This is a genomic window from Serratia sp. NA_112.1 (genome assembly GCF_052691715.1).
This window is the reverse complement of record NZ_JBQZFO010000001.1, coordinates 740,181-757,885: the sequence shown is the minus strand read 5'-3', so window position 1 is coordinate 757,885 and position 17,705 is coordinate 740,181. Positions and strand designations below refer to the sequence as shown.

Annotated in this window: 18 protein-coding genes and 2 pseudogenes; 8 read left to right on the top strand and 12 right to left on the bottom strand. The window is 51.7% G+C overall.

Features of this window, described 5'->3' with window-relative positions; genetic code table 11:
• Positions 1-389 precede the first annotated feature (389 nt).
• The 3 genes from ACUTQ5_RS03700 to ACUTQ5_RS03690 all read right to left on the bottom strand — a co-directional run bounded on the left by ACUTQ5_RS03700 (position 390) and on the right by ACUTQ5_RS03690 (position 2,295).
• The gene (locus ACUTQ5_RS03700) at positions 390-869 is read right to left on the bottom strand and encodes a YbjN domain-containing protein (RefSeq protein WP_445650136.1); all 480 of its coding nucleotides are present in this window, start codon (positions 867-869) and stop codon (positions 390-392) included.
• 160 nt (positions 870-1,029) lie between these two features.
• On the bottom strand, positions 1,030-1,932 hold the full coding sequence (gene rimK, locus ACUTQ5_RS03695) for a 30S ribosomal protein S6--L-glutamate ligase (RefSeq protein ID WP_445650135.1): 903 nt from the start codon (positions 1,930-1,932) through the stop codon (positions 1,030-1,032).
• Between the two features lie 57 nt (positions 1,933-1,989).
• Positions 1,990-2,295: a YbjC family protein gene (locus ACUTQ5_RS03690; protein WP_445650134.1), complete on the bottom strand. Its 306-nt coding sequence runs from the start codon at positions 2,293-2,295 to the stop codon at positions 1,990-1,992.
• Between the two features lie 242 nt (positions 2,296-2,537).
• Between ACUTQ5_RS03690 and ACUTQ5_RS03685 the strand changes: the two genes are divergently transcribed.
• Complete coding sequence (locus ACUTQ5_RS03685; protein ID WP_012006074.1) at positions 2,538-2,801, top strand: GrxA family glutaredoxin; 264 nt, start codon at positions 2,538-2,540, stop codon at positions 2,799-2,801.
• A 50-nt stretch (positions 2,802-2,851) separates the two neighbouring features.
• Here the strand turns inward: ACUTQ5_RS03685 and ACUTQ5_RS03680 are convergent, their stop codons facing one another.
• On the bottom strand, positions 2,852-3,232 hold the full coding sequence (locus tag ACUTQ5_RS03680) for an inner membrane protein YbjM (protein ID WP_426508646.1): 381 nt from the start codon (positions 3,230-3,232) through the stop codon (positions 2,852-2,854).
• A gap of 316 nt (positions 3,233-3,548) precedes the next feature.
• Between ACUTQ5_RS03680 and ACUTQ5_RS03675 the strand changes: the two genes are divergently transcribed.
• Positions 3,549-5,237: an aspartate:alanine antiporter gene (locus ACUTQ5_RS03675; protein WP_445650133.1), complete on the top strand. Its 1,689-nt coding sequence runs from the start codon at positions 3,549-3,551 to the stop codon at positions 5,235-5,237.
• Between the two features lie 456 nt (positions 5,238-5,693).
• On the opposite strand, the gene ACUTQ5_RS03670 is transcribed toward ACUTQ5_RS03675, so the two are convergent.
• The 4 genes and pseudogenes from ACUTQ5_RS03670 to ACUTQ5_RS03655 all read right to left on the bottom strand — a co-directional run bounded on the left by ACUTQ5_RS03670 (position 5,694) and on the right by ACUTQ5_RS03655 (position 7,974).
• Positions 5,694-6,038, bottom strand: a complete 345-nt coding sequence (locus ACUTQ5_RS03670) for a type II toxin-antitoxin system HicB family antitoxin (RefSeq protein WP_445650132.1) — start codon at positions 6,036-6,038, stop codon at positions 5,694-5,696.
• Positions 6,035-6,268, bottom strand: a complete 234-nt coding sequence (locus ACUTQ5_RS03665; protein WP_445650247.1) for a type II toxin-antitoxin system HicA family toxin — start codon at positions 6,266-6,268, stop codon at positions 6,035-6,037. Before ACUTQ5_RS03665 ends, ACUTQ5_RS03670 begins: the two co-directional genes overlap by 4 nt.
• A 481-nt stretch (positions 6,269-6,749) precedes the next feature.
• A pseudogene (locus ACUTQ5_RS03660) lies at positions 6,750-6,990 on the bottom strand (helix-turn-helix domain-containing protein); the annotation flags it as partial.
• Positions 6,991-7,029: 39 nt separating this feature from the next.
• Positions 7,030-7,974: a LysR family transcriptional regulator gene (locus tag ACUTQ5_RS03655; RefSeq protein WP_445650131.1), complete on the bottom strand. Its 945-nt coding sequence runs from the start codon at positions 7,972-7,974 to the stop codon at positions 7,030-7,032.
• Positions 7,975-8,109: 135 nt separating this feature from the next.
• Here ACUTQ5_RS03655 and ACUTQ5_RS03650 point away from each other — a divergent pair, with 135 nt between their 5' ends.
• Positions 8,110-9,297, top strand: a complete 1,188-nt coding sequence (locus tag ACUTQ5_RS03650; RefSeq protein WP_445650130.1) for an MFS transporter — start codon at positions 8,110-8,112, stop codon at positions 9,295-9,297.
• Between the two features lie 468 nt (positions 9,298-9,765).
• Positions 9,766-10,179: pseudogene (locus ACUTQ5_RS03645) on the top strand (tyrosine-type recombinase/integrase); the annotation flags it as partial.
• Positions 10,180-10,259: 80 nt separating this feature from the next.
• Here the strand turns inward: ACUTQ5_RS03645 and ACUTQ5_RS03640 are convergent.
• From ACUTQ5_RS03640 to ACUTQ5_RS03630, 3 genes are all read right to left on the bottom strand, one after another.
• Positions 10,260-11,228, bottom strand: coding sequence for a threonine ammonia-lyase (locus tag ACUTQ5_RS03640; protein WP_445650129.1), 969 nt, complete (start codon positions 11,226-11,228; stop codon positions 10,260-10,262).
• Positions 11,229-11,481: 253 nt separating this feature from the next.
• Positions 11,482-11,994, bottom strand: coding sequence for a serine protease inhibitor ecotin (eco, locus tag ACUTQ5_RS03635; RefSeq protein ID WP_445650128.1), 513 nt, complete (start codon positions 11,992-11,994; stop codon positions 11,482-11,484).
• A 141-nt stretch (positions 11,995-12,135) separates the two neighbouring features.
• The gene (locus ACUTQ5_RS03630; protein WP_445650127.1) at positions 12,136-12,975 is read right to left on the bottom strand and encodes a 5'-methylthioadenosine/S-adenosylhomocysteine nucleosidase; all 840 of its coding nucleotides are present in this window, start codon (positions 12,973-12,975) and stop codon (positions 12,136-12,138) included.
• 134 nt (positions 12,976-13,109) lie between these two features.
• On the opposite strand from ACUTQ5_RS03630, the gene ACUTQ5_RS03625 reads away from it, so the two are divergent.
• A complete protein-coding gene (locus tag ACUTQ5_RS03625; protein WP_445650126.1) occupies positions 13,110-13,862 on the top strand; it encodes a phosphatase PAP2 family protein in 753 nt (250 codons plus the stop codon).
• 5 nt (positions 13,863-13,867) lie between these two features.
• The gene (gene ybjG, locus ACUTQ5_RS03620) at positions 13,868-14,473 is read left to right on the top strand and encodes an undecaprenyl-diphosphate phosphatase (RefSeq protein ID WP_445650125.1); all 606 of its coding nucleotides are present in this window, start codon (positions 13,868-13,870) and stop codon (positions 14,471-14,473) included.
• 36 nt (positions 14,474-14,509) lie between these two features.
• Here the strand turns inward: ybjG and ACUTQ5_RS03615 are convergent, their stop codons facing one another.
• Positions 14,510-15,049 carry a hypothetical protein gene (locus ACUTQ5_RS03615; protein ID WP_445650124.1) on the bottom strand — a complete coding sequence of 180 codons (540 nt, stop codon included), beginning with the start codon at positions 15,047-15,049 and terminating at the stop codon, positions 14,510-14,512.
• Between the two features lie 519 nt (positions 15,050-15,568).
• On the opposite strand from ACUTQ5_RS03615, the gene deoC reads away from it, so the two are divergent.
• Together deoC and deoR are read left to right on the top strand one after the other, a co-directional pair.
• Positions 15,569-16,249: a deoxyribose-phosphate aldolase gene (gene deoC, locus ACUTQ5_RS03610; protein WP_261410950.1), complete on the top strand. Its 681-nt coding sequence runs from the start codon at positions 15,569-15,571 to the stop codon at positions 16,247-16,249.
• A 145-nt stretch (positions 16,250-16,394) separates the two neighbouring features.
• Entirely contained in the window at positions 16,395-17,159 is a 765-nt protein-coding gene (deoR, locus tag ACUTQ5_RS03605) for a DNA-binding transcriptional repressor DeoR (RefSeq protein ID WP_445650123.1), read from the top strand.
• The last annotated feature ends 546 nt before the right edge of the window (positions 17,160-17,705 follow it).

Genomic DNA, 17,705 nt, shown 5'->3' with positions numbered 1-17,705 from the left:
CAGGGGTGAATCATAGAATTGAACTTGTACCGCAAACGATACAAAACCTTTCCTGATCGAGCGCAATCGTTGCAACCGCGGATTGAATGTCTATGCAGTTGATTGCATACACCTTTTTCAGGTGCCCAGCCCGCATGGTCACCAGGGGAATCGCAAGCCCTTAGCAGAATCAGCAGCATAACCGCTGTTGCCACAACGCACCAGCCTCCGGGGATAAAACCGGCTTTTATCGATTTTTTATGCAGTTTGTCTGTATGTGATACGCCATTAGTGGCATAAACGAAGAGGAATATCTGGCAGCAAAGTGTAAAACACAGAATATATTATTGCGGAAGGGAATAACGACAGCATGCCGCCAGAGGGACGGCACGCATCATGTACAGAGGGGATCAGTGCAGCATTGGCAGGCGGTCAGGCGCAGCCTTGTTATCTTCTTCGTCACCCATAAACAGCAGATCGTTCGCCCGGGCCTCGAGGATCACCATCGAGATTTGCTCTTCGCCCTGCTGCATAAAGTGGGTGAACTGCTCCAGCGTGACGCCAACGGCAATGCTCAGCGACTGGCAAACGATCAGTTTCGGCAGATTGTCGTCCTGAATATCAACAAACGCTTTAATAGTCAGCGAACTGGCGTTGATCTGGCTGAGATCGGCCACCAGCGGGATCAAGGATGTCGGCTTAACTTCGGCCAGCGCAGAGAACAGGATCACGTTGTCGACCAGATCCAGCTTGGCATCAAACACGCCATCGAAATTTTGCATGTGCGGCAAGTGCAGCGCCTGACAGGAATCGCACTCAAAGAATGAAATGCCCGATTGATCCAGCCAGCGTCGCAGCAACGCCAAATCAGGGACAATGAGTGAATCCATAATACCAGCCTCACAATATTCAAAACGCGAAAAGGCGCATAGCTTACGGAATATTGCCCCGCGACGCCACGATCAATGCGGCTTAATTCGCTATTAGGGTAAATATGGTCGACAAAAAGCCACAACTCCAGCCCCAAAATGGCGAATTTTTACGGCAAACTTATCCGCCCGATTTCAGCCTGAAACCCGGCCTGCCGCGCTGCTCAATATACTCGATCATCCTGCCGGCGATATCCAACCCGGTGGTGCTTTCCACCCCTTCCAACCCCGGAGAAGCATTAACTTCCATCACCAGCGGGCCACGGGCCGCACGCAGGATATCCACCCCGGCGACATCCAGTCCCAGTGTGGTGGCGGCCTTGACCGCAATCGCCCGCTCTTTGGCAGTGATGCTTACCTTGCGGGCAGTGCCACCACGGTGCAGATTGGAACGAAACTCCCCGGGTTTGGCCTGCCGCTCAATGGCTGCCACCACTTTGTCCCCCACCACCAGACAGCGCACATCACTGCCCTGCGCCTCGCGAATATATTCTTGCACCAGAATATGGGCGTTAAGGCCGCGAAAGGCATCAATCACGCTTTCCGCCGCCTGGCGAGTTTCCGCCAGTACCACGCCAATACCTTGCGTACCTTCCACCAGTTTGACCACCAGCGGCGCGCCACCAACCAGTTCGATCAAATCGCCGGTGTCGTCGGGCGAATGCGCAAAACCGGTGATCGGCAAATCGATCCCCTGCCGCGCCAGCAACTGCAGCGAACGCAGCTTGTCGCGCGCACGGGTGATCGCAACCGACTCATTAAGCGGATAACTGCCCAACAGTTCAAACTGGCGCAGCACTGCAGTGCCATAAAAGGTAATGGCGGAGCCGATGCGTGGGATAACCGCGTCGTAACGCTCCAATTGGCGGCCGCGGTAGTGGATAGTCGGCGCGGCTGGGTTGATGTTCATATAACAAGAGAGTGGATCGATAACCTCGATGCTGTGGCCGCGCTGTTCCGCCGCCTCCACCAAGCGTTTACATGAGTACAACGTTCCATCGCGCGAAAGAATGGCAATTTTCACTCGTCACCCCAAAAAGGCAAGCACCTGTCTGGCAGGTATGTCTCCGGTAGCCATTATTCAGGCACGCGGCTCACTGTCGTTTTTATCTTCAGGCAAATCTGGCTTGTGCCTATCGTTCTGCGGCGGCAGACCACCGCGCATCAATGGGCCAAATCCTTGCACCACCCGCCAAACCAGAAATGCCGCCGCCGGCACCATCAGCGCCACGCCGAGGAAAATCATTCCCACCGCCGCCTGCTGTGAGGCCAACCAGCCGGGTAATTGAACGTGGCTATGAATGCTCAAATAGGCCAGCACCAACAACAGCATGCCCAGCCCTTCCAAAACCAGCACGGTACGCGGTAAGTCACCGAATGAACGCATATTTTTCTTCTCCAGAAGTTCTGCCTCCAGTGTAGTGAATTCCCATCGGCGGCGACACCCCCGGCGGCTTAATCGGTTACATGAATCAGATTAACAGGTAATTCCTGCTTTTTTTTCGCCGAACCAACGGGCATAGTAAGCGCTATCAATGCGGGTAATGTTCAGGCTCAAGTCTTTTTCGACTGACAGAAAGTCATTGCAGTTGCGATCAAATTATTGAATATCAATCTAAGGAGTGTTGCATGTTTGCAGTTATCTTCGGGCGCCCAGGCTGTCCTTATTGTGTCCGTGCGAAAGAGTTGGCGGAAAAACTGACTGAAGAACGTGACGATTTCAACTTCCGTTATGTTGATATCCACGCTGAAGGCATCACCAAGGCCGACCTGGAAAAAACCGTCGGCAAGCCGGTAGAAACCGTACCGCAGATTTTCCTCGATGAGAAACACATCGGCGGCTGCACCGATTTCGAAGCCTATGCCAAAGAAAACCTGAATCTGTTCCAGTAAGACTCAGGCAGAAAGACGAAAAGGCGCTAAATGCGCCTTTTTTATTGCCATTAGCCACGATGACACTGCCGGTAGGTCTGCAACAGGCTGCGCGCAAACAAAGCCAGCAACGCCCCGAACACACACCAGAACACCGCGCTGGTGGCATAAGCCAATTCCTGCCAAACCGAGGCAGACGGCGTTAGCCAGAAATGGCGGATGATCAGACACAGCGGCAACGCATACAACGCCCCGAGTAACGGGCAGAGAATGCGTTTTTTGCTCGATAGATAGCTGGCGACCACGCCGGGTATCACAAACAACAACAGGCCGGTCTCCCCCCTGTGTTCATGATCCGTGCTGCCAAACACCCCGCTCTGCTGGCCGAGATACACCAGGCTGAACAGCAGAAAACAGCTTAAAATCCCCCACCAATACCGTTCATTCGCCATGCCCCCTCCCCCCTTTAACCTCATTACCACACCGTAGAAATCAGCCGTGCCACAATGCCGATGACGCTTGGTCGTAAACCGACAACGCTAAACTGAACTTTTTCCTTGGCCTTAAGAGAGTTAAATGCTTTCGGCAGGGCATGAACCCAGCTTTATGCTGGCTGTCACGCGCCATAGCGACTAGAATAAACGCCGCCGATCGATGCTTCGAATCGCCTTTCGCTGGTTAGTTATTTATGAAGTCGCTTTTTGACTGAATTTATATCTTATATTTATCTATATCAAGCACTTACTGGTAAACAATAAGTTATCCTACGTGAACATAAACGTCGCTAGTTTGTTAAACGGTAACTACATCCTGTTACTGTTCGTGGTACTCGCGCTGGGGCTGTGCCTCGGTAAAGTCCGTCTGGGCTCCGTTCAACTCGGTAATTCCATTGGCGTTTTGGTGGTTTCGCTGCTGCTCGGCCAACAACACTTCGCCATTAACACTGAAGCGCTGAATCTCGGCTTTATGCTGTTTATTTTCTGCGTTGGCGTGGAAGCCGGACCAAACTTTTTCTCGATATTTTTCCGCGACGGCAAAAATTACCTGATGCTGGCGCTAGTGATGGTCGGTTCCGCGATGGTGATCGCCATCGGTCTGGGCAAACTGTTCCATTGGGATATCGGGCTTACCGCCGGTATGCTCGCCGGCTCAATGACCTCGACCCCGGTTCTGGTTGGCGCCGGTGATACACTACGTAATACCATCACCAATGGCCCGGCACTGCTGGCAGCGCAGGATCATCTGAGCCTTGGCTACGCACTGACCTACCTGATCGGTTTGGTGAGCCTGATTTTCGGCGCGCGCTACCTGCCCAAGCTGCAACACCAGGATCTTTCCACCTCTGCCCAACAGATTGCCCGCGAACGCGGCCTGGACACCGACAGCCAACGCAAGGTTTACCTGCCGGTCATCCGCGCCTATCGCGTTGGTCCCGAACTGGTGGCCTGGTCCGATGGCAAAAATCTGCGTGAGCTGGGTATCTATCGCCAAACCGGTTGCTATATCGAACGTATCCGGCGTAACGGTATTTTGGCTAACCCGGACGGCGACGCGGTCTTGCAGGTGGGTGACGAAATTTCGCTGGTCGGCTACCCCGATGCTCATGCGCGACTGGATCCCAGCTTCCGCAACGGCAAAGAAGTCTTCGACCGTGACCTGTTGGATATGCGCATCGTTACCGAAGAGATTGTGGTTAAAAACAGCAATGCGGTGAACAAACGCCTGAGCCAGTTGAAGCTGACCGACCACGGTTGCTTCCTCAACCGGGTGATCCGCAGCCAGATTGAAATGCCTATCGACGACAGCATTGTACTCAATAAAGGCGATGTACTGCAGGTCAGCGGCGACGCCCGCCGGGTGAAAAGCGTGGCGGAGAAAATTGGCTTTATCTCGATCCACAGCCAGGTGACCGACCTGCTGGCATTCTGCGCCTTCTTTATCATCGGGCTGTTGATTGGCCAGATCACCATTCAGTTCAGCAATTTCTCGTTCGGCATAGGTAACGCCGCCGGTTTGCTGATGGCCGGCATCATGCTCGGCTTCCTGCGCGCCAACCACCCGACCTTCGGCTACATTCCGCAGGGGGCGCTGAACATGGTAAAAGAGTTTGGCCTGATGGTGTTTATGGCCGGTGTCGGCCTGAGCGCCGGTGCCGGTATCGGCAACAGTCTGGGTGCCGTTGGCGGCCAGATGCTGATCGCCGGGCTCATCGTCAGCCTGGTGCCGGTAGTGATTTGCTTCCTGTTCGGTGCCTATGTACTGCGCATGAACCGTGCCCTGCTATTCGGCGCAATTATGGGGGCCCGTACCTGCGCCCCGGCAATGGAAATTATCAGTGATACCGCACGCAGTAACATTCCGGCGCTGGGTTATGCCGGCACCTACGCCATCGCTAACGTATTGTTAACCCTGGCGGGCTCGTTGATAGTGGTGTTGTGGCCGGGGATCCTCGGCTAACTGATAAGCAACGAAGATGAATCAGTGGCAAATATATTTTGAAATTTTTATCGCCGGCGAGAACTTTCCTTTCCGGGGGTAGTCTGAATTAGTGCCACTGCTTTTCTTTGATGTCCCCATTTTGTGGAGCCCGTTAGTCCCGCCTTTTTAGGTTCAAGACTAGCGGGTTTTTTATTGCCATAAAATTATGAGCATATAAAACAACAAGTTACACAGCATAGTGTTGTCCGATGGCGACAAAGTGGCGACGGCCGTTTTGCGGACACAAAAAAACCTGCTTTCGCAGGCTTCAGATTGATGACAAACACCCGAAAAACGTGGTTTTCGGATGTTTGGGGTAAATCAGAAGATATAATCCTTTGTTTTTATTCGCTCTCAGATCAGAACTTTTAACCGCAGTGGACTTTGTCATCAATCTGAGCCGCCAGTGATTGGCGGCTTTTTGTTGCCGGTAAGTCAGGAGTGTTTTTCTATGACCAGATCAACGCCTTCATTCAGCAGTTCATTAATTGACTGCCCGGTGGCCTGTGCCGTGATCGCTAACGCCTGATGACGTTCTGGCGACAACCGGGTGGTCACTTTACCGCTGTACGATTTGTAAGGCGCAATGCCGTCTTTTTTGCACTCATCCAAAAAGACCGTCAGCGAAATAGAGCCTTCTTTTTTCAACTCTTCAACACTGTAGGCGTAGAAGTCAGCGCCGCCATTCAGTCCGACAAACTCCCCCCGGAACATTTCAATTTCAGGGTCAAAGGTGATGACGGCAACGTGGCCGTCGATTTTCAGTGTATTGTTCATCATGGTTTAATTCCTAAACTATCCAACCAGATCCGTATGAAGTTTACCGCCCCCTTGTCAGTGGTAGGTCTGGGGTGTGGTCGGTGAAAGATTCGTTTCTCACCTTTCAACAGCACCGCGATCCTAGAACCTCCCCTTTCGTGAATCTCCGCCCCTAACGCGGTAAAAAGCGCCTCGATATCAGACCACTTTATAGAACCGTTGACAGGCCGGGAAAACACATCCGACAGCATTTTTTGGTGTCGTTTGTTCACGGGGCTTATAGTATCACTTTGCGACACCATTGTAAGTGTATTATGGTGTCGTTTTTTGGTGTCACATTTTGATATCGAAATGCATAGTGCTGTGAACTAAAACCAAAGGGATGTTTGAATACTTCGATAAATCGCCGCGATGGGCCGCTGACGGACAATTTGAAATGGTCTAAACACCGCTTGCGCGCAATGCTATCCCCGCCTCGCCAGCCCGCTTCGTGTGTCGCTTTTCATGCAGGTGCATGATCCGGCGCGATCCGCGCCAGTGCTGGCGCTTCGGGGGTAAAACTCACACCGGATCATCATGCAAATTCATGCACCTAATGCATGCATAGGGTATTTAGCTGTATTAGCTCAGACTTGAACTGGCAACATTGCCTAGCAGCGTACAATCAAAACTGATAGTCCGCTCTGAGCGAGAAGTGGACCTACTGGCTAAATCACGGAGCTCGCGCTAACTAACGGTCGCTGGGATTTTATAGGGGTGAATAGCCTGTATACCCTTGGCGGATCTAGTCCCGATAATCATCAAACACGGAAGCTACACGAAGCATGGGAGAGTATTTCGGCGGCTGGCTTTCGGCCTTCAGATTGCGTTTGACGGTATTGCGAGACACACCCAACTGCATGGCGATGGCTCGATGACTCATTCCCTGCTTGCGCAGGATTTTTATTTCCATAGCAGTTTTAAAAGTGACCATCAGCTCCCCCGTTGTCAGGAGAGCAGATTCACCTCTGGATCAGTTTTCAACCGTTGGGGGGATCACGTTTGCACCGTTGCTAACAGTTTTCTTACTTGTATCTGGAAATAGAGCGGTGGTGACGTAATCAACGAAGACTCTCAGCTTGGGTGAAAGATGCCGACTTGAAGGCCACAGCACCCGCAAGATGGTGTGGTCTTGATTGAATCCATCCAGTACGGATACCAAGCTGCCGATTTCCAGTTGTTGACGGATGGCAATGTCTGGCATACACGCGATGCCAAGACCTGACTCTGCGAAGCAAACCAGCGGTTCAAGTGTATTGGCCGTCATTGAACTGGCTAGATCAAAAGTGAGTATTTGGCCTCCGCGACTGAGGGGCCACTGGTCGACCTTGCCACTACTGGGGAATCGGTAGCGTAGACAGCGGTGCTGCATTAGTTCCTCGGGGGTATTCGGCACCCCACATTGTTCGAAGTACTTCGGGGCACCCACCATGATACGACGATAGCTTCCGAGCATACGTGCCATCAACCGGGAATCACTTGGCTCTCCCGTACGGATCACCGCATCAAATCCTTCCTCGATTACATCCACCAGACGATCAGAGCAGTCGATATCCAGTTCTATGTCGGGGTACTGACGTTTAAATTCGGCGAATTGCGGCATGAACAGTAGACCGACGGAAGGCAGGCTAACGCGAAGCTTGCCGCGAGGCATCTGGTTAGATTGTGCAAGCTCATTTTCCGCCGCCTCCACCTCACCCAGAATGCGCCTGCAACGCTCCAGAAAGAGAGCTCCTTCTGGAGTCAAAGTGACGTTTCGAGTCGACCGATGGAACAGTCGCGTAGCTAACCGCTCCTCCAAACGAGCGATAGCCTTGCTAACTGCTGATGCTGAGATGCCTAGTTGTTGCCCAGTAGTCGTGAAGCTGCGCGACTCACCGACGCGAACGAAGATATCGAGGGAACCAAGGCTTTCCATGAGCTTCCTTATTAAGGACTAAATTGTCATATATGTTGTGAATTATTGCCTATTTTTCTTCTTTTCGCCAACGAGCACACTGTCGGGTAGCGCTCTGCAAAGGGCTGAGACAACTTCGATTTGAGGAATTTTTTGATGCATACGACTACATCGGCTTCAAGTAGGAACACGGAGACCCTGCCTATCCCGGCACTGCTTGCCCTAGCGATGGCAGCCTTTATCACGCTGTTGACCGAAATTATGCCGGCAGGATTGCTTTCCTCCATCGCGGGGGGCTTGAATGTATCCGAAAGTTTGGCCGGTCAGTTCATTACTGCCTACGCGGTGGGGGCACTGGTCGCTGCTATTCCAGTGACAACCCTTACGCAGGGTAGGCGGCGGCGTCCTTTGCTGTTGGTGGCGATCTTTGGGTTTTCGGTTGTCAATCTCGTCACCGCGCTTTCCGATAGCTATAGCATCTCATTGGTAGCGCGCTTCTTTGCCGGTGTCTTCGGTGGCATTGTTTGGTCGCTGCTAGCCGGCTTTGCTGTACGCATCTCACCAACACATCTCAGCGGGCGGGCGATTGCGATATCCGGCGCTGGCGCGACCATAGCTTTGGTGTTCGGCGTACCGCTCGGCGCGTTGCTTGGTCGAACCATTGGCTGGCAAGGTGCTTTTGGTCTGATGACTGTCCTGGCACTGGCGCTCATTGTATGGGTTATCACTGTCGTTCCGGATTTTCCCGGTCAGACCAAGGAGCAGCGCCAGCCTCTTACAGGAGTCTTTCTAAAGACTGGCATTCGTGCCGTACTGTTTGTGGTCTTTACCTTCGTTGTCGCTCACAACATTCTCTATATCTACATTGAGCCCCTTCTCGAACCATCGGGCTTGTCCGCGGATGTAGATATTGTTCTGTTCGTCTTCGGAATAGGCTCAATCATTGGCCTGTGGTTCGTCGGCTCAATGGTTGATCGCCGACTGCAACTCCTTGCTGTTGCAAGCATCGTGGTCTTCACTCTTGCTTCCCTACTACTTGCTTTTTGGGGGGGCCTTCCAAAGATGGTTTATTCTTCCGTGGTGATCTGGGGAATGGCCGTTGGTGGATTTGCTACTATCACCCAAACGGCATTGTCTCGTTTTGCCGGTGAATCGGTCGATGTCGCGCAATCTATGTATACAACTGGTTGGAACACCGCCGTTGCCGCTGGCGGGATTGTCGGAGGTATTTTGCTGGATCGAACAGGCTTGGCGTCCTTTGCATGGGGTGTTATCGGACTTCTGCTCCTCTCGTTGTTAGGCACGATTCTCGCAATGAACAGGGCGTTATTGCAAAAGGCCTAAAACACGATGTGAGGAAATGTTTGGGCGCACAGATCCTTCTTCTCTGCAATACGCTCTACTTCAGCAAGCGTACTGTCGGAGGAGTATTACTTAAACCCTATGGCACCAGTTTGTATCCATAGGGTGATCTCATATTGGTGTTGGTAGCTTTAGTCACATGGATCGCTAGTACACATTATTTTCTGTGCAACAAGGTAAAGTCCCTTTGGCTTTTCTTGTCACCGAGATGATGATGCAACGCACCCTTGGTCAGATTTGCCAGTGCTATCATGTCATCTATGAAAGTCTCGGCATAACTATCGGGGAGCCCGTCGATTATGGGACGATAGCAGCCCTCTAGAAAGTCCGCTTTTGGCACAGAGCTGCCCTGTTAGGTTAAGCTCTGTGCTGTGACAATGTCAGATCAAGTCTGAGCTAATACAATTTTTTGCACAGATAAAGGTATGTATTGTGCTGAGGTAATCACCGCATAAAATCACGTTTGTCAGAACCAAAGGGAAAAAGAACCGCAGCGTCCCGATCAGCAAGGAGCTTTACAAAAAGCTGATCAAGATTGGAGATGGCCGCCTTTTCGGCGAGTGCTATTTTAAGTTTATGTCGGTTATCGAGGGCACTAGCATCGTGTTACCAAAAGGGCAGCTTACTCACGTATTGCGCCACACCTTCGCCGCTCACTTTATGATGTCTGGTGGTAACATATTGGTACTGCAACGTATCCTTGGACACTATGAAATCAAGATGACCATGCGCTACGCTCACCTTGCGCCGGAACACCTCGAAACAGCCCTGCAATTCAACCCGCTAGCGACCATGCCAAGTGGCGGCATAGGTTGGCAATCCCCGCATTTCCTCACCCCACACCGTAATAATAACCTATTGTAAAAACAATAAGTTATTGATTTTATTGTTGCTGTGAGGAAAGCGGGTTTTTTATTGCCTGAATAAACTCCACAGGGGCTAAATCACAGAGTTTGTGAGTAGCCAACCCATTTAGACATGTCCTGATGGGAGATATTTCCACCGCATACTACAATCCCGATGACGGCTTCAGCGGGAAGTTTGGGAGCAATGGTCATAGCCGCAGGTATCAACGTCCCGGACGCCAGTTCAACCCATAATTTTGCATCTTCGCCAAAGGCCACCATTCCCTCTATCGCGGCCTTATCCGATACCACAACCACTTCCTCGATATAAGCTTGAGCATGGGCCAGCATCACTTCATCAATGGCAGGCACACCGAGGGTAGAAATAATTGAAGTCACCTCAATGTTCACCGGCTTGCCGGCGCGCAATGCCTGGTGCATCGAACTTGCCCCAGAGGTTTCAACACCCCAAATTCTAATCTCTGGCTTTATGGCTTTTAGCGCAGTTGCCACACCGGCCAGCATACCGCCACCACCCACCGCAACCAGGACGTCGGTAAGCTCTGGGCAGTCGGCAATGAACTCAAGCGCCAAGGTTCCATGCCCTTCGGCGATCAGCGAGTCGTTGCAATCATCAATGACTACGTATCCCTGCTCAGCCAAAGCCTTAGCCCGCTCAAACGCAGCGTGAACATCAGATTCCACGATAACAGTACTGCCCAGTCCCCCCACCCGGTCGATGGCAGTTGCCGGGGCACTTTTCGGCATAATAATAGTGACATCAGCCCCAAAGATCTTCGCCGCCTCGGCTATCGCAATGCCAAAATTACCGCCACTCACCGCCACAAACCGCTTATCTTTCACATCATCCGCCAGGCTCAAAAACTTGTTAAGCACGCCCCGTGCTTTAAAAGAACCACCAAGCTGAGTGTTTTCAAGTTTCAGAAAAACCGGTCTCTGAATCTTTTCCGTCAATTTTGATCCAGGGATGGTGGGGGTTCGAATTACCTTTCCGACTAGCCGCTCAGCCGCTTCAGTTATGGCGCTAAATTCAATTAATTTTGTCATTTTTTCCCAGCCAGGTAGATTTCGTTATTGCACGCATAGCATTAAAGCTAACTTTTTAATCCTGCGGCCTTTATCAGTACTTGTTCTCTCCTCAAATTACAGACTTTCACCGTGGTTTTCTATTGATTAAAGCTATTATACGAGGCACAAAAAAACCCGCTGGGGAACGATTGCCAACAGCGCAACTCACTCCCCAAACGGGTTAATGCTCGGATAATAACTTAGCCGTGCTAATGGTTAGCACACATCAGCATTACTTCTGCTCAGCTTTGCTCACGGTGTCTTCGGCCTTCCACACGCGGTATTTCACTTCCACGTCTTTCGGTGCGTAGACCACGATTGGCAAGCGGCTGTTGTAACGTTGCATGGCAGCATCACCCAGGTTGGCAGCGATAAATTTCTGCTGTTTGGTCTTGTCCGGGCAAGCCATCATGGTGGAAGCAGGCTCAGACAGTTTTTCCAGCACCAGGTAGTCGTAGCCCCAACCGGAAAGGGTTTTGGTTTCCAGCGTGCCGCCAATCATGTGACGGTTGCAGTCCACTTCCAGCGTTTTGCCCATCAGCAGTTCAACCTTGAAATTCTCTTCGTGTTCCTGCTTCGGCAGGTAAATCACCTGACGGTTCATGCCCTTCTCAGCTTTCGGGTATGGCGCGACCTTTTCCAGCGGTTGCTTGCTGATATCGGTGTCCTCGGCAGAGGTGGCAGCAATAGCGCTGGCGGAAGCGACCATCAGCAGGCCGGAAAATATAACGGATGCCTTGTTCATGTTTATATCCCTACAATTTATTAAATACTCCGGGCATAAGCTAATACACTACCGGCTAGCTCGCCAGTAGTTTAATATTCTTTACAATGTATGGTGACTAGTGGCAATAACCCGCCACTGACCATTAATTAGGATAAATCATTAACGGGGTAAGTTTTTGGCGATATAAGCCTTCACCACCTGATAGACATAGTCCTGGCACGCCAGGCCAGTCTGTGGGTCGTATTTACCCTGATTGGTAATATTGTTGGACAACACGCGGATGCCGACAAAAGGAATGTTAAAGGAAGCGGCGATCTGTGCGGCAGAGGCAGTCTCCATCTCTTCAACCGAGGTATGGTAGTTTTCGTGGAAGTAACCAATGCGGTCCAGTTCGCTGTTCCACACATCGGCGGAACCGATAACCCCTTCAATCACCTTGCCCTGGGTATAGCTGCCCTTAACACTTTCAGCTATCGCCAAAAGTTTAGCATCAGCCGGAAACTGACGGATGGTATGGGCATTTTTATCTTCACCGGCACTGCCTTTCGAAGCCAGTAAATCCATCGGCTGCCATTGTCGCGAGTCACTGCCTTCCCCCGCCGCCTTCTTCGGTGTTTTAAACGCACCCAGACTGACCGAGTACTTGCCCAATACGATGTCGTACACCTTCAGTGCCGGATCGTGACCACCGGCGGTTCCCTGATTGATGATTGCTACCGGATGAAATTGGGTAGCGGCAATAGCCGTAGCGGCCGCTGCATTAGACATACCTTTCAGGGTTTCTGACACCACCACCGGATACCCATCCACCGTACCACGCCAGAAACGCCAGCCGCCAATCTGCTCTTCGCGCGGGTTTTCCAGGCGTTGGGCAAAACGTTCTGCCTCTACTGGCATCGCGCCCTGCACCACAATCGGCCCGGTAATCTGCGCTAATGCCAAGGGGGACAAAACCGCACTGCAGGCTGCCAATAACGCCAAATTCAATTTTATTGTCATCACTACATCATTCCAATAAAAGCAAACGATTACCTTAACCGAAAGTCTATAATCCGCCTATTGCTTTTCAATCCCGGTAATTTGGGCATTAAGGTTTTCTTAAGACAGAATTATTACAGTGGCAGCATCCGTTAATGTCACCGAGCCTGCGCGTGAACCCAAAACGTTCATTAAATCAATCCTCAACGACGCCCCAAATTAAGACTAACGCACTTTACTCACTGCCGGCATCCTTTTACCGTTGGCAGGTTTTGGGCTTGGTCGTCAGTGGCTTGTTGTTCCTTTGGCTGTCGCGTAACGAACAGCTGGACTGGGCTGTCAGCAATTACTGGTTCGATGTCACCAGCGGACATTTCCCCTGGCAGAACGATCGCTGGCTGGACTTGATTAACCACCGTTTGCTGAAAATTGGCGTGATTACCGGCGCAGTGCTGGCGCTGTTTTGGGGCATTTACCGCCGTAATCCGCGCATGATCGTCACCATGTTGCTGATCGGCATTGGTCCATTGGTGGTCGGTATTCTTAAAGCCACCAGCGCCCATTCCTGTCCCTGGGATTTGATCGAATACGGCGGCAAGGCGATGTCCTATCCGTTGTTCGGCGCAATTCCAGCAGAACCCGGTCCGGGTCGTTGCTTCCCTGGTGGCCATGCCTCCAGCGGTTTTGCGGTGATGGCACTGTTTTTCCTGTTTTATCCGCAACGGCCACGCCTGGCCTACTGGTGCTGGTTCGGCGGCATTGTGCTCGGCATGCTTATGGGTTTTGGTCAGGTGATGCGTGGCGCGCATTTTCTTACCCATAACCTGTGGGCAGGTTGGTGGGTTTGGCTCAGCCAACTGGCTGTTTATTGGATGGTGAGCGGGTATATCCGCCGCAAGACGAGGTAACTTTTATGGAGCAGTTGAATTATCTTCTTTTCGCCTGGATCAACGCGACCCCGGCGTCCCCCGAGTGGTTGATTGATATCGCCACCTTTTTGGCGCGCGATCTGATCGCTATCGTACCTATGCTGATCGTTGGGCTATGGCTGTGGGGGCCGCAGAATCAACTGGTGTCGCAGCGTCAAGTGGTGGCCAAGACGACAATTGCTCTGCTGTTCGCCATGCTTGCCTCCGCGACCATTGGCATGCTGCTGCCACACGAACGGCCGTTTGTGGCCGGTGTCGGTTATACCTTCCTGGCCCACGCGCCGGACAGCTCCTTCCCCAGCGATCACGGTACCGCTATCTTCACTTTCGCTCTGGCCTTTTTGTTCTGGCATCGGGTCTGGTCAGGCATTTTATTGCTGGCTGTCGCGGCCGGCATTGCCTGGTCGCGCGTCTATCTGGGCGTGCACTGGCCGCTGGATATGGTAGGCGGCTTCCTGGTCGGCCTGGTCGGTTGTCTGTTTGCTCAATTGGTATGGAACCTGTTTGGCGATAGCATCGCCGACAAGCTGACGCGCCTGTACCGCCTCCTGTTCGCCTTCCCGATCCGCAAGGGCTGGGTGAAAGAGTAAGCCTGTATTTTGGCCGGGGCAGCTCCGCCCCGGCTATCACACCACCCCGGTTATCACGCAGAACTCACGCGTTTTTCCCGCCCCGATCATCATTCTTGAGCTTTCACTCTGCCCTCGCAGGCTGCAGGTGGCCGGCTGAATGAACCTGAACAAGCGCTGATTTCCCTGCTGGGTGATAGGTCGCAGACCATAATTAAACTGCTCAGTGGAGAAGCGCGTAACATATCGTCTTCCTTTCGACGCCAACATATAGAATTCGGCCTGATCAACATACAGTGACAAGTCGTCCGAGCACTGCAGTCCTTCTTCGGTGAGACTCCCCGGTGGTGTCAGCGCTGACGTCGGCAGGTTCTGTCGGAAAACTGCCGTGGGAACACAGCCGTAGTTAAGCTGGCAAACATAACTTAGCGGCAGGGGGTGGTCGGCAAGATTGGTGATTTGCATATCAATGGAGAATTGAGCGCTGTCCGCCGTCAAACGGACCGCCGGACGCAGCCGACAAGGTTGATGGGCAGATTCCCCACGGCCATAAAGCGTCAGCGTATCGCCCTCAACCTGCAACCAGACAAACTGCATGTCTGTTAATACCCTCCCCTGTGGTGACCAATGTGAATGAAAGGCCACACTGCCCTCCGACCTACCCCCGAGAGTTTTGACACTGCGCCGGCCCGACTTCAATGAGTAGCCATCAAAATCAGCATCCCAAATCGTCAGCGCGCGGTAAGGCAATACTCGCAGTGAGCCACGGCGGTTTGCCAGCGCCAATATCGGCCCTGCGGCTGCACAGTTAACAACGGTGACTACGAATTCATCGTTACGGAAAACTTCATACGGTTGCGCTCCGAATTGCTCTGGCGCTAAATTTATTATCATTTCCATACTTTTCCCCCTGGGTGTTCACGCGAGCGATCCCGCGACCAACGCCTAAAATGTTACTTAAATAACATTCATATCACCCCATGTTATACGTTAAACAGCCAATAAACGATGATCTGGTATTCATTTTTAAACATCACTATGTTTACCGCCAGTTGAATGTTATTATTATAACATTAATCACATCCTGCTTTGATATAACCTTAATAAGGAATCGAGATGACTACCGAAAACATTGATTACGCCCGCTATGTCGATCACACCCTGCTGGCTATGGATGCCACTGAAGAGCAAATCGCCAAACTGTGTGAAGAAGCGCAACAACACAACTTCTACGCCGTCTGCGTTAACTCTGGTTACGTGCCATTGGCTGCGCACCTGCTGCAGGAAAGCGAAGTTAAAATCTGCTCGGTGATTGGTTTCCCGCTGGGTGCCGGCCTGACGGTCACCAAAGCTTTCGAAGCTAAAGCGGCCATTGCTGCCGGCGCGCAGGAAATTGACATGGTGATCAACGTGGGTTGGCTGAAAAGTGGCCTGCTGGATGAAGTTAAAGCCGACATCGCCGCAGTGCGCGAGGTTTGCGCGGCGATCCCGTTGAAGGTAATATTGGAAACCTGCCTGCTCAGCGATGCGCAGATCGTTCAGGTTTGTGAAATTTGCCGCGAACTCGATGTGGCCTTCGTTAAAACCTCTACCGGCTTCAGCACCGGCGGTGCTCGTGAAGAGCACGTCAAACTGATGCGCGCAACGGTAGGCAGCGAGATGGGTGTTAAAGCATCCGGCGCCGTGCGCGATCGCGCAACCGCCGAGAAGATGATTAAAGCAGGTGCAACTCGTATCGGCACCAGCTCTGGCGTAGCAATCGTTTCCGGTGATCAGGCTGCTACCGGCAGCTACTGATAACCTGAGGCGTCTGGGTTCCGGGCGCACGCCGAGATAATCTGATGCGGGGTAATAAGTTCAGCCGATGGCTGGACCGCTATTACCCCGCATTTGTGTGTTCAGCCCTGGAGAAACTCTCTTAACCCTGTGGGAAGACAGACTGATGGAAACGCGGCGCGAAGAACGTATCAATCGATTAGTCCAGGCGTTAAAGCGCTCTGACAAGATCCACTTAAAAGAAGCCGCCGTCCTGTTGGGCGTGTCAGAAATGACTATTCGCCGCGATCTCAGCGCTGAGCCGGCGGCCGTGGTGCTACTGGGCGGTTACGTGGTGGCCGATCCTCGCAGTAACGGCGTGACCCATTATTTTGTTTCCGACCAAAAAGCCAAGCAGGTCACGGAGAAACGCCGTATCGGCCTGCTCGCCGCGCAGCTTATCAGTGAAAATGACACCGTATTTTTCGACTGCGGCACCACTACGCCGGCGATCATCGACGCGATCGCTGACGACCTGGTCTTCACTGCAGTCTGCCACTCATTGAATACCTTTCTGGCGTTACAGGACAAACCGAACTGTAAGGTGATCCTGTGCGGCGGCGAATTCAAGCCGAACAACTACATATTCACCGCCGTCGGCCGCCACAGCGAGCTGGATCATATCTGCCCCAATATCGCCTTTATCTCCGCCGCCGGTTTGAGCCTGCAGCATGGCGCAACTTGCTTTAACTTTGATGAACTTGAGATGAAGCACCGGGCGATAATGATGTCACAACAAAAAATCCTGGTAGCTGACCACAATAAATTCGGTAAAACCAAACCCGCCTGCATCGGGCCATTGACCCAATTCGACCGAGTGATCACCGATCGTCAACCCGATCCCGAGTTTGCGGAGTTTTTCAGCGAAAAAGCGATCGCCATTCGTTTTTAATCTGCATCCTGCCGTCGACCCCGGTCGGCGGTGCTCTTCTATCTCCCCTTCTATCCCGGCAAGAAACTGGACAAATAATGCGCAATTGATTCGATTGTTTTATTATCCCTACCCAAAAATAGGTTAATAAATTGAAACAGTTCTGCAGGCTTATTCCTTATTCACAGATAAATCCTAGGGAATATTACTTTTACACTCTGCATAACAACGCTTTTATATGATAAATCGCAGTAACGTTCGCACGATAAATATCAACAATTGCGCAACTAACAAGCTTTAAATATAACCAATTCAGCTTATTTATATGATGAATGATTAAGCATTTTTATCCGCTAACCACTTAGCTAGTTTACTCGCGTTATTATCTGGAAAATCACAATAAATAAAATAAAAAACAATCAGTTAGTTGAAATTTCGCTTTAAATAGCAATGTGATCTGCGTCACTAAAACCGCTTATTTCGGGTTTTTAGCTAGATCCTAACTCACGCTTAAAATATATTGCTCGACTTGCTGACAATCGCAGCGTTTTATCTGGTTACAGATTG

Bases quoted from the DNA above. Each gene is read 5' to 3' on its own strand.
- ACUTQ5_RS03685 (WP_012006074.1), top strand. From the start codon at position 2,538: ATGTTTGCAGTTATCTTCGGGCGCCCAGGCTGTCCTTATTGTGTCCGT.
- ACUTQ5_RS03615 (WP_445650124.1), bottom strand. From the start codon at position 15,049: ATGCAGTTTGTCTGGTTGCAGGTTGAGGGCGATACGCTGACGCTTTAT.
- ACUTQ5_RS03640 (WP_445650129.1), bottom strand. From the start codon at position 11,228: ATGACAAAATTAATTGAATTTAGCGCCATAACTGAAGCGGCTGAGCGG.
- ACUTQ5_RS03670 (WP_445650132.1), bottom strand. From the start codon at position 6,038: ATGATGAACAATACACTGAAAATCGACGGCCACGTTGCCGTCATCACC.
- ACUTQ5_RS03630 (WP_445650127.1), bottom strand. From the start codon at position 12,975: ATGACAATAAAATTGAATTTGGCGTTATTGGCAGCCTGCAGTGCGGTT.
- ACUTQ5_RS03680 (WP_426508646.1), bottom strand. From the start codon at position 3,232: ATGGCGAATGAACGGTATTGGTGGGGGATTTTAAGCTGTTTTCTGCTG.
- ACUTQ5_RS03665 (WP_445650247.1), bottom strand. From the start codon at position 6,268: ATGCTGTCGGATGTGTTTTCCCGGCCTGTCAACGGTTCTATAAAGTGG.
- ACUTQ5_RS03700 (WP_445650136.1), bottom strand. From the start codon at position 869: ATGGATTCACTCATTGTCCCTGATTTGGCGTTGCTGCGACGCTGGCTG.
- ACUTQ5_RS03650 (WP_445650130.1), top strand. From the start codon at position 8,110: ATGCATACGACTACATCGGCTTCAAGTAGGAACACGGAGACCCTGCCT.
- deoR (WP_445650123.1), top strand. From the start codon at position 16,395: ATGGAAACGCGGCGCGAAGAACGTATCAATCGATTAGTCCAGGCGTTA.
- ACUTQ5_RS03655 (WP_445650131.1), bottom strand. From the start codon at position 7,974: ATGGAAAGCCTTGGTTCCCTCGATATCTTCGTTCGCGTCGGTGAGTCG.
- eco (WP_445650128.1), bottom strand. From the start codon at position 11,994: ATGAACAAGGCATCCGTTATATTTTCCGGCCTGCTGATGGTCGCTTCC.
- ACUTQ5_RS03690 (WP_445650134.1), bottom strand. From the start codon at position 2,295: ATGCGTTCATTCGGTGACTTACCGCGTACCGTGCTGGTTTTGGAAGGG.
- ACUTQ5_RS03625 (WP_445650126.1), top strand. From the start codon at position 13,110: ATGTCACCGAGCCTGCGCGTGAACCCAAAACGTTCATTAAATCAATCC.
- deoC (WP_261410950.1), top strand. From the start codon at position 15,569: ATGACTACCGAAAACATTGATTACGCCCGCTATGTCGATCACACCCTG.
- ybjG (WP_445650125.1), top strand. From the start codon at position 13,868: ATGGAGCAGTTGAATTATCTTCTTTTCGCCTGGATCAACGCGACCCCG.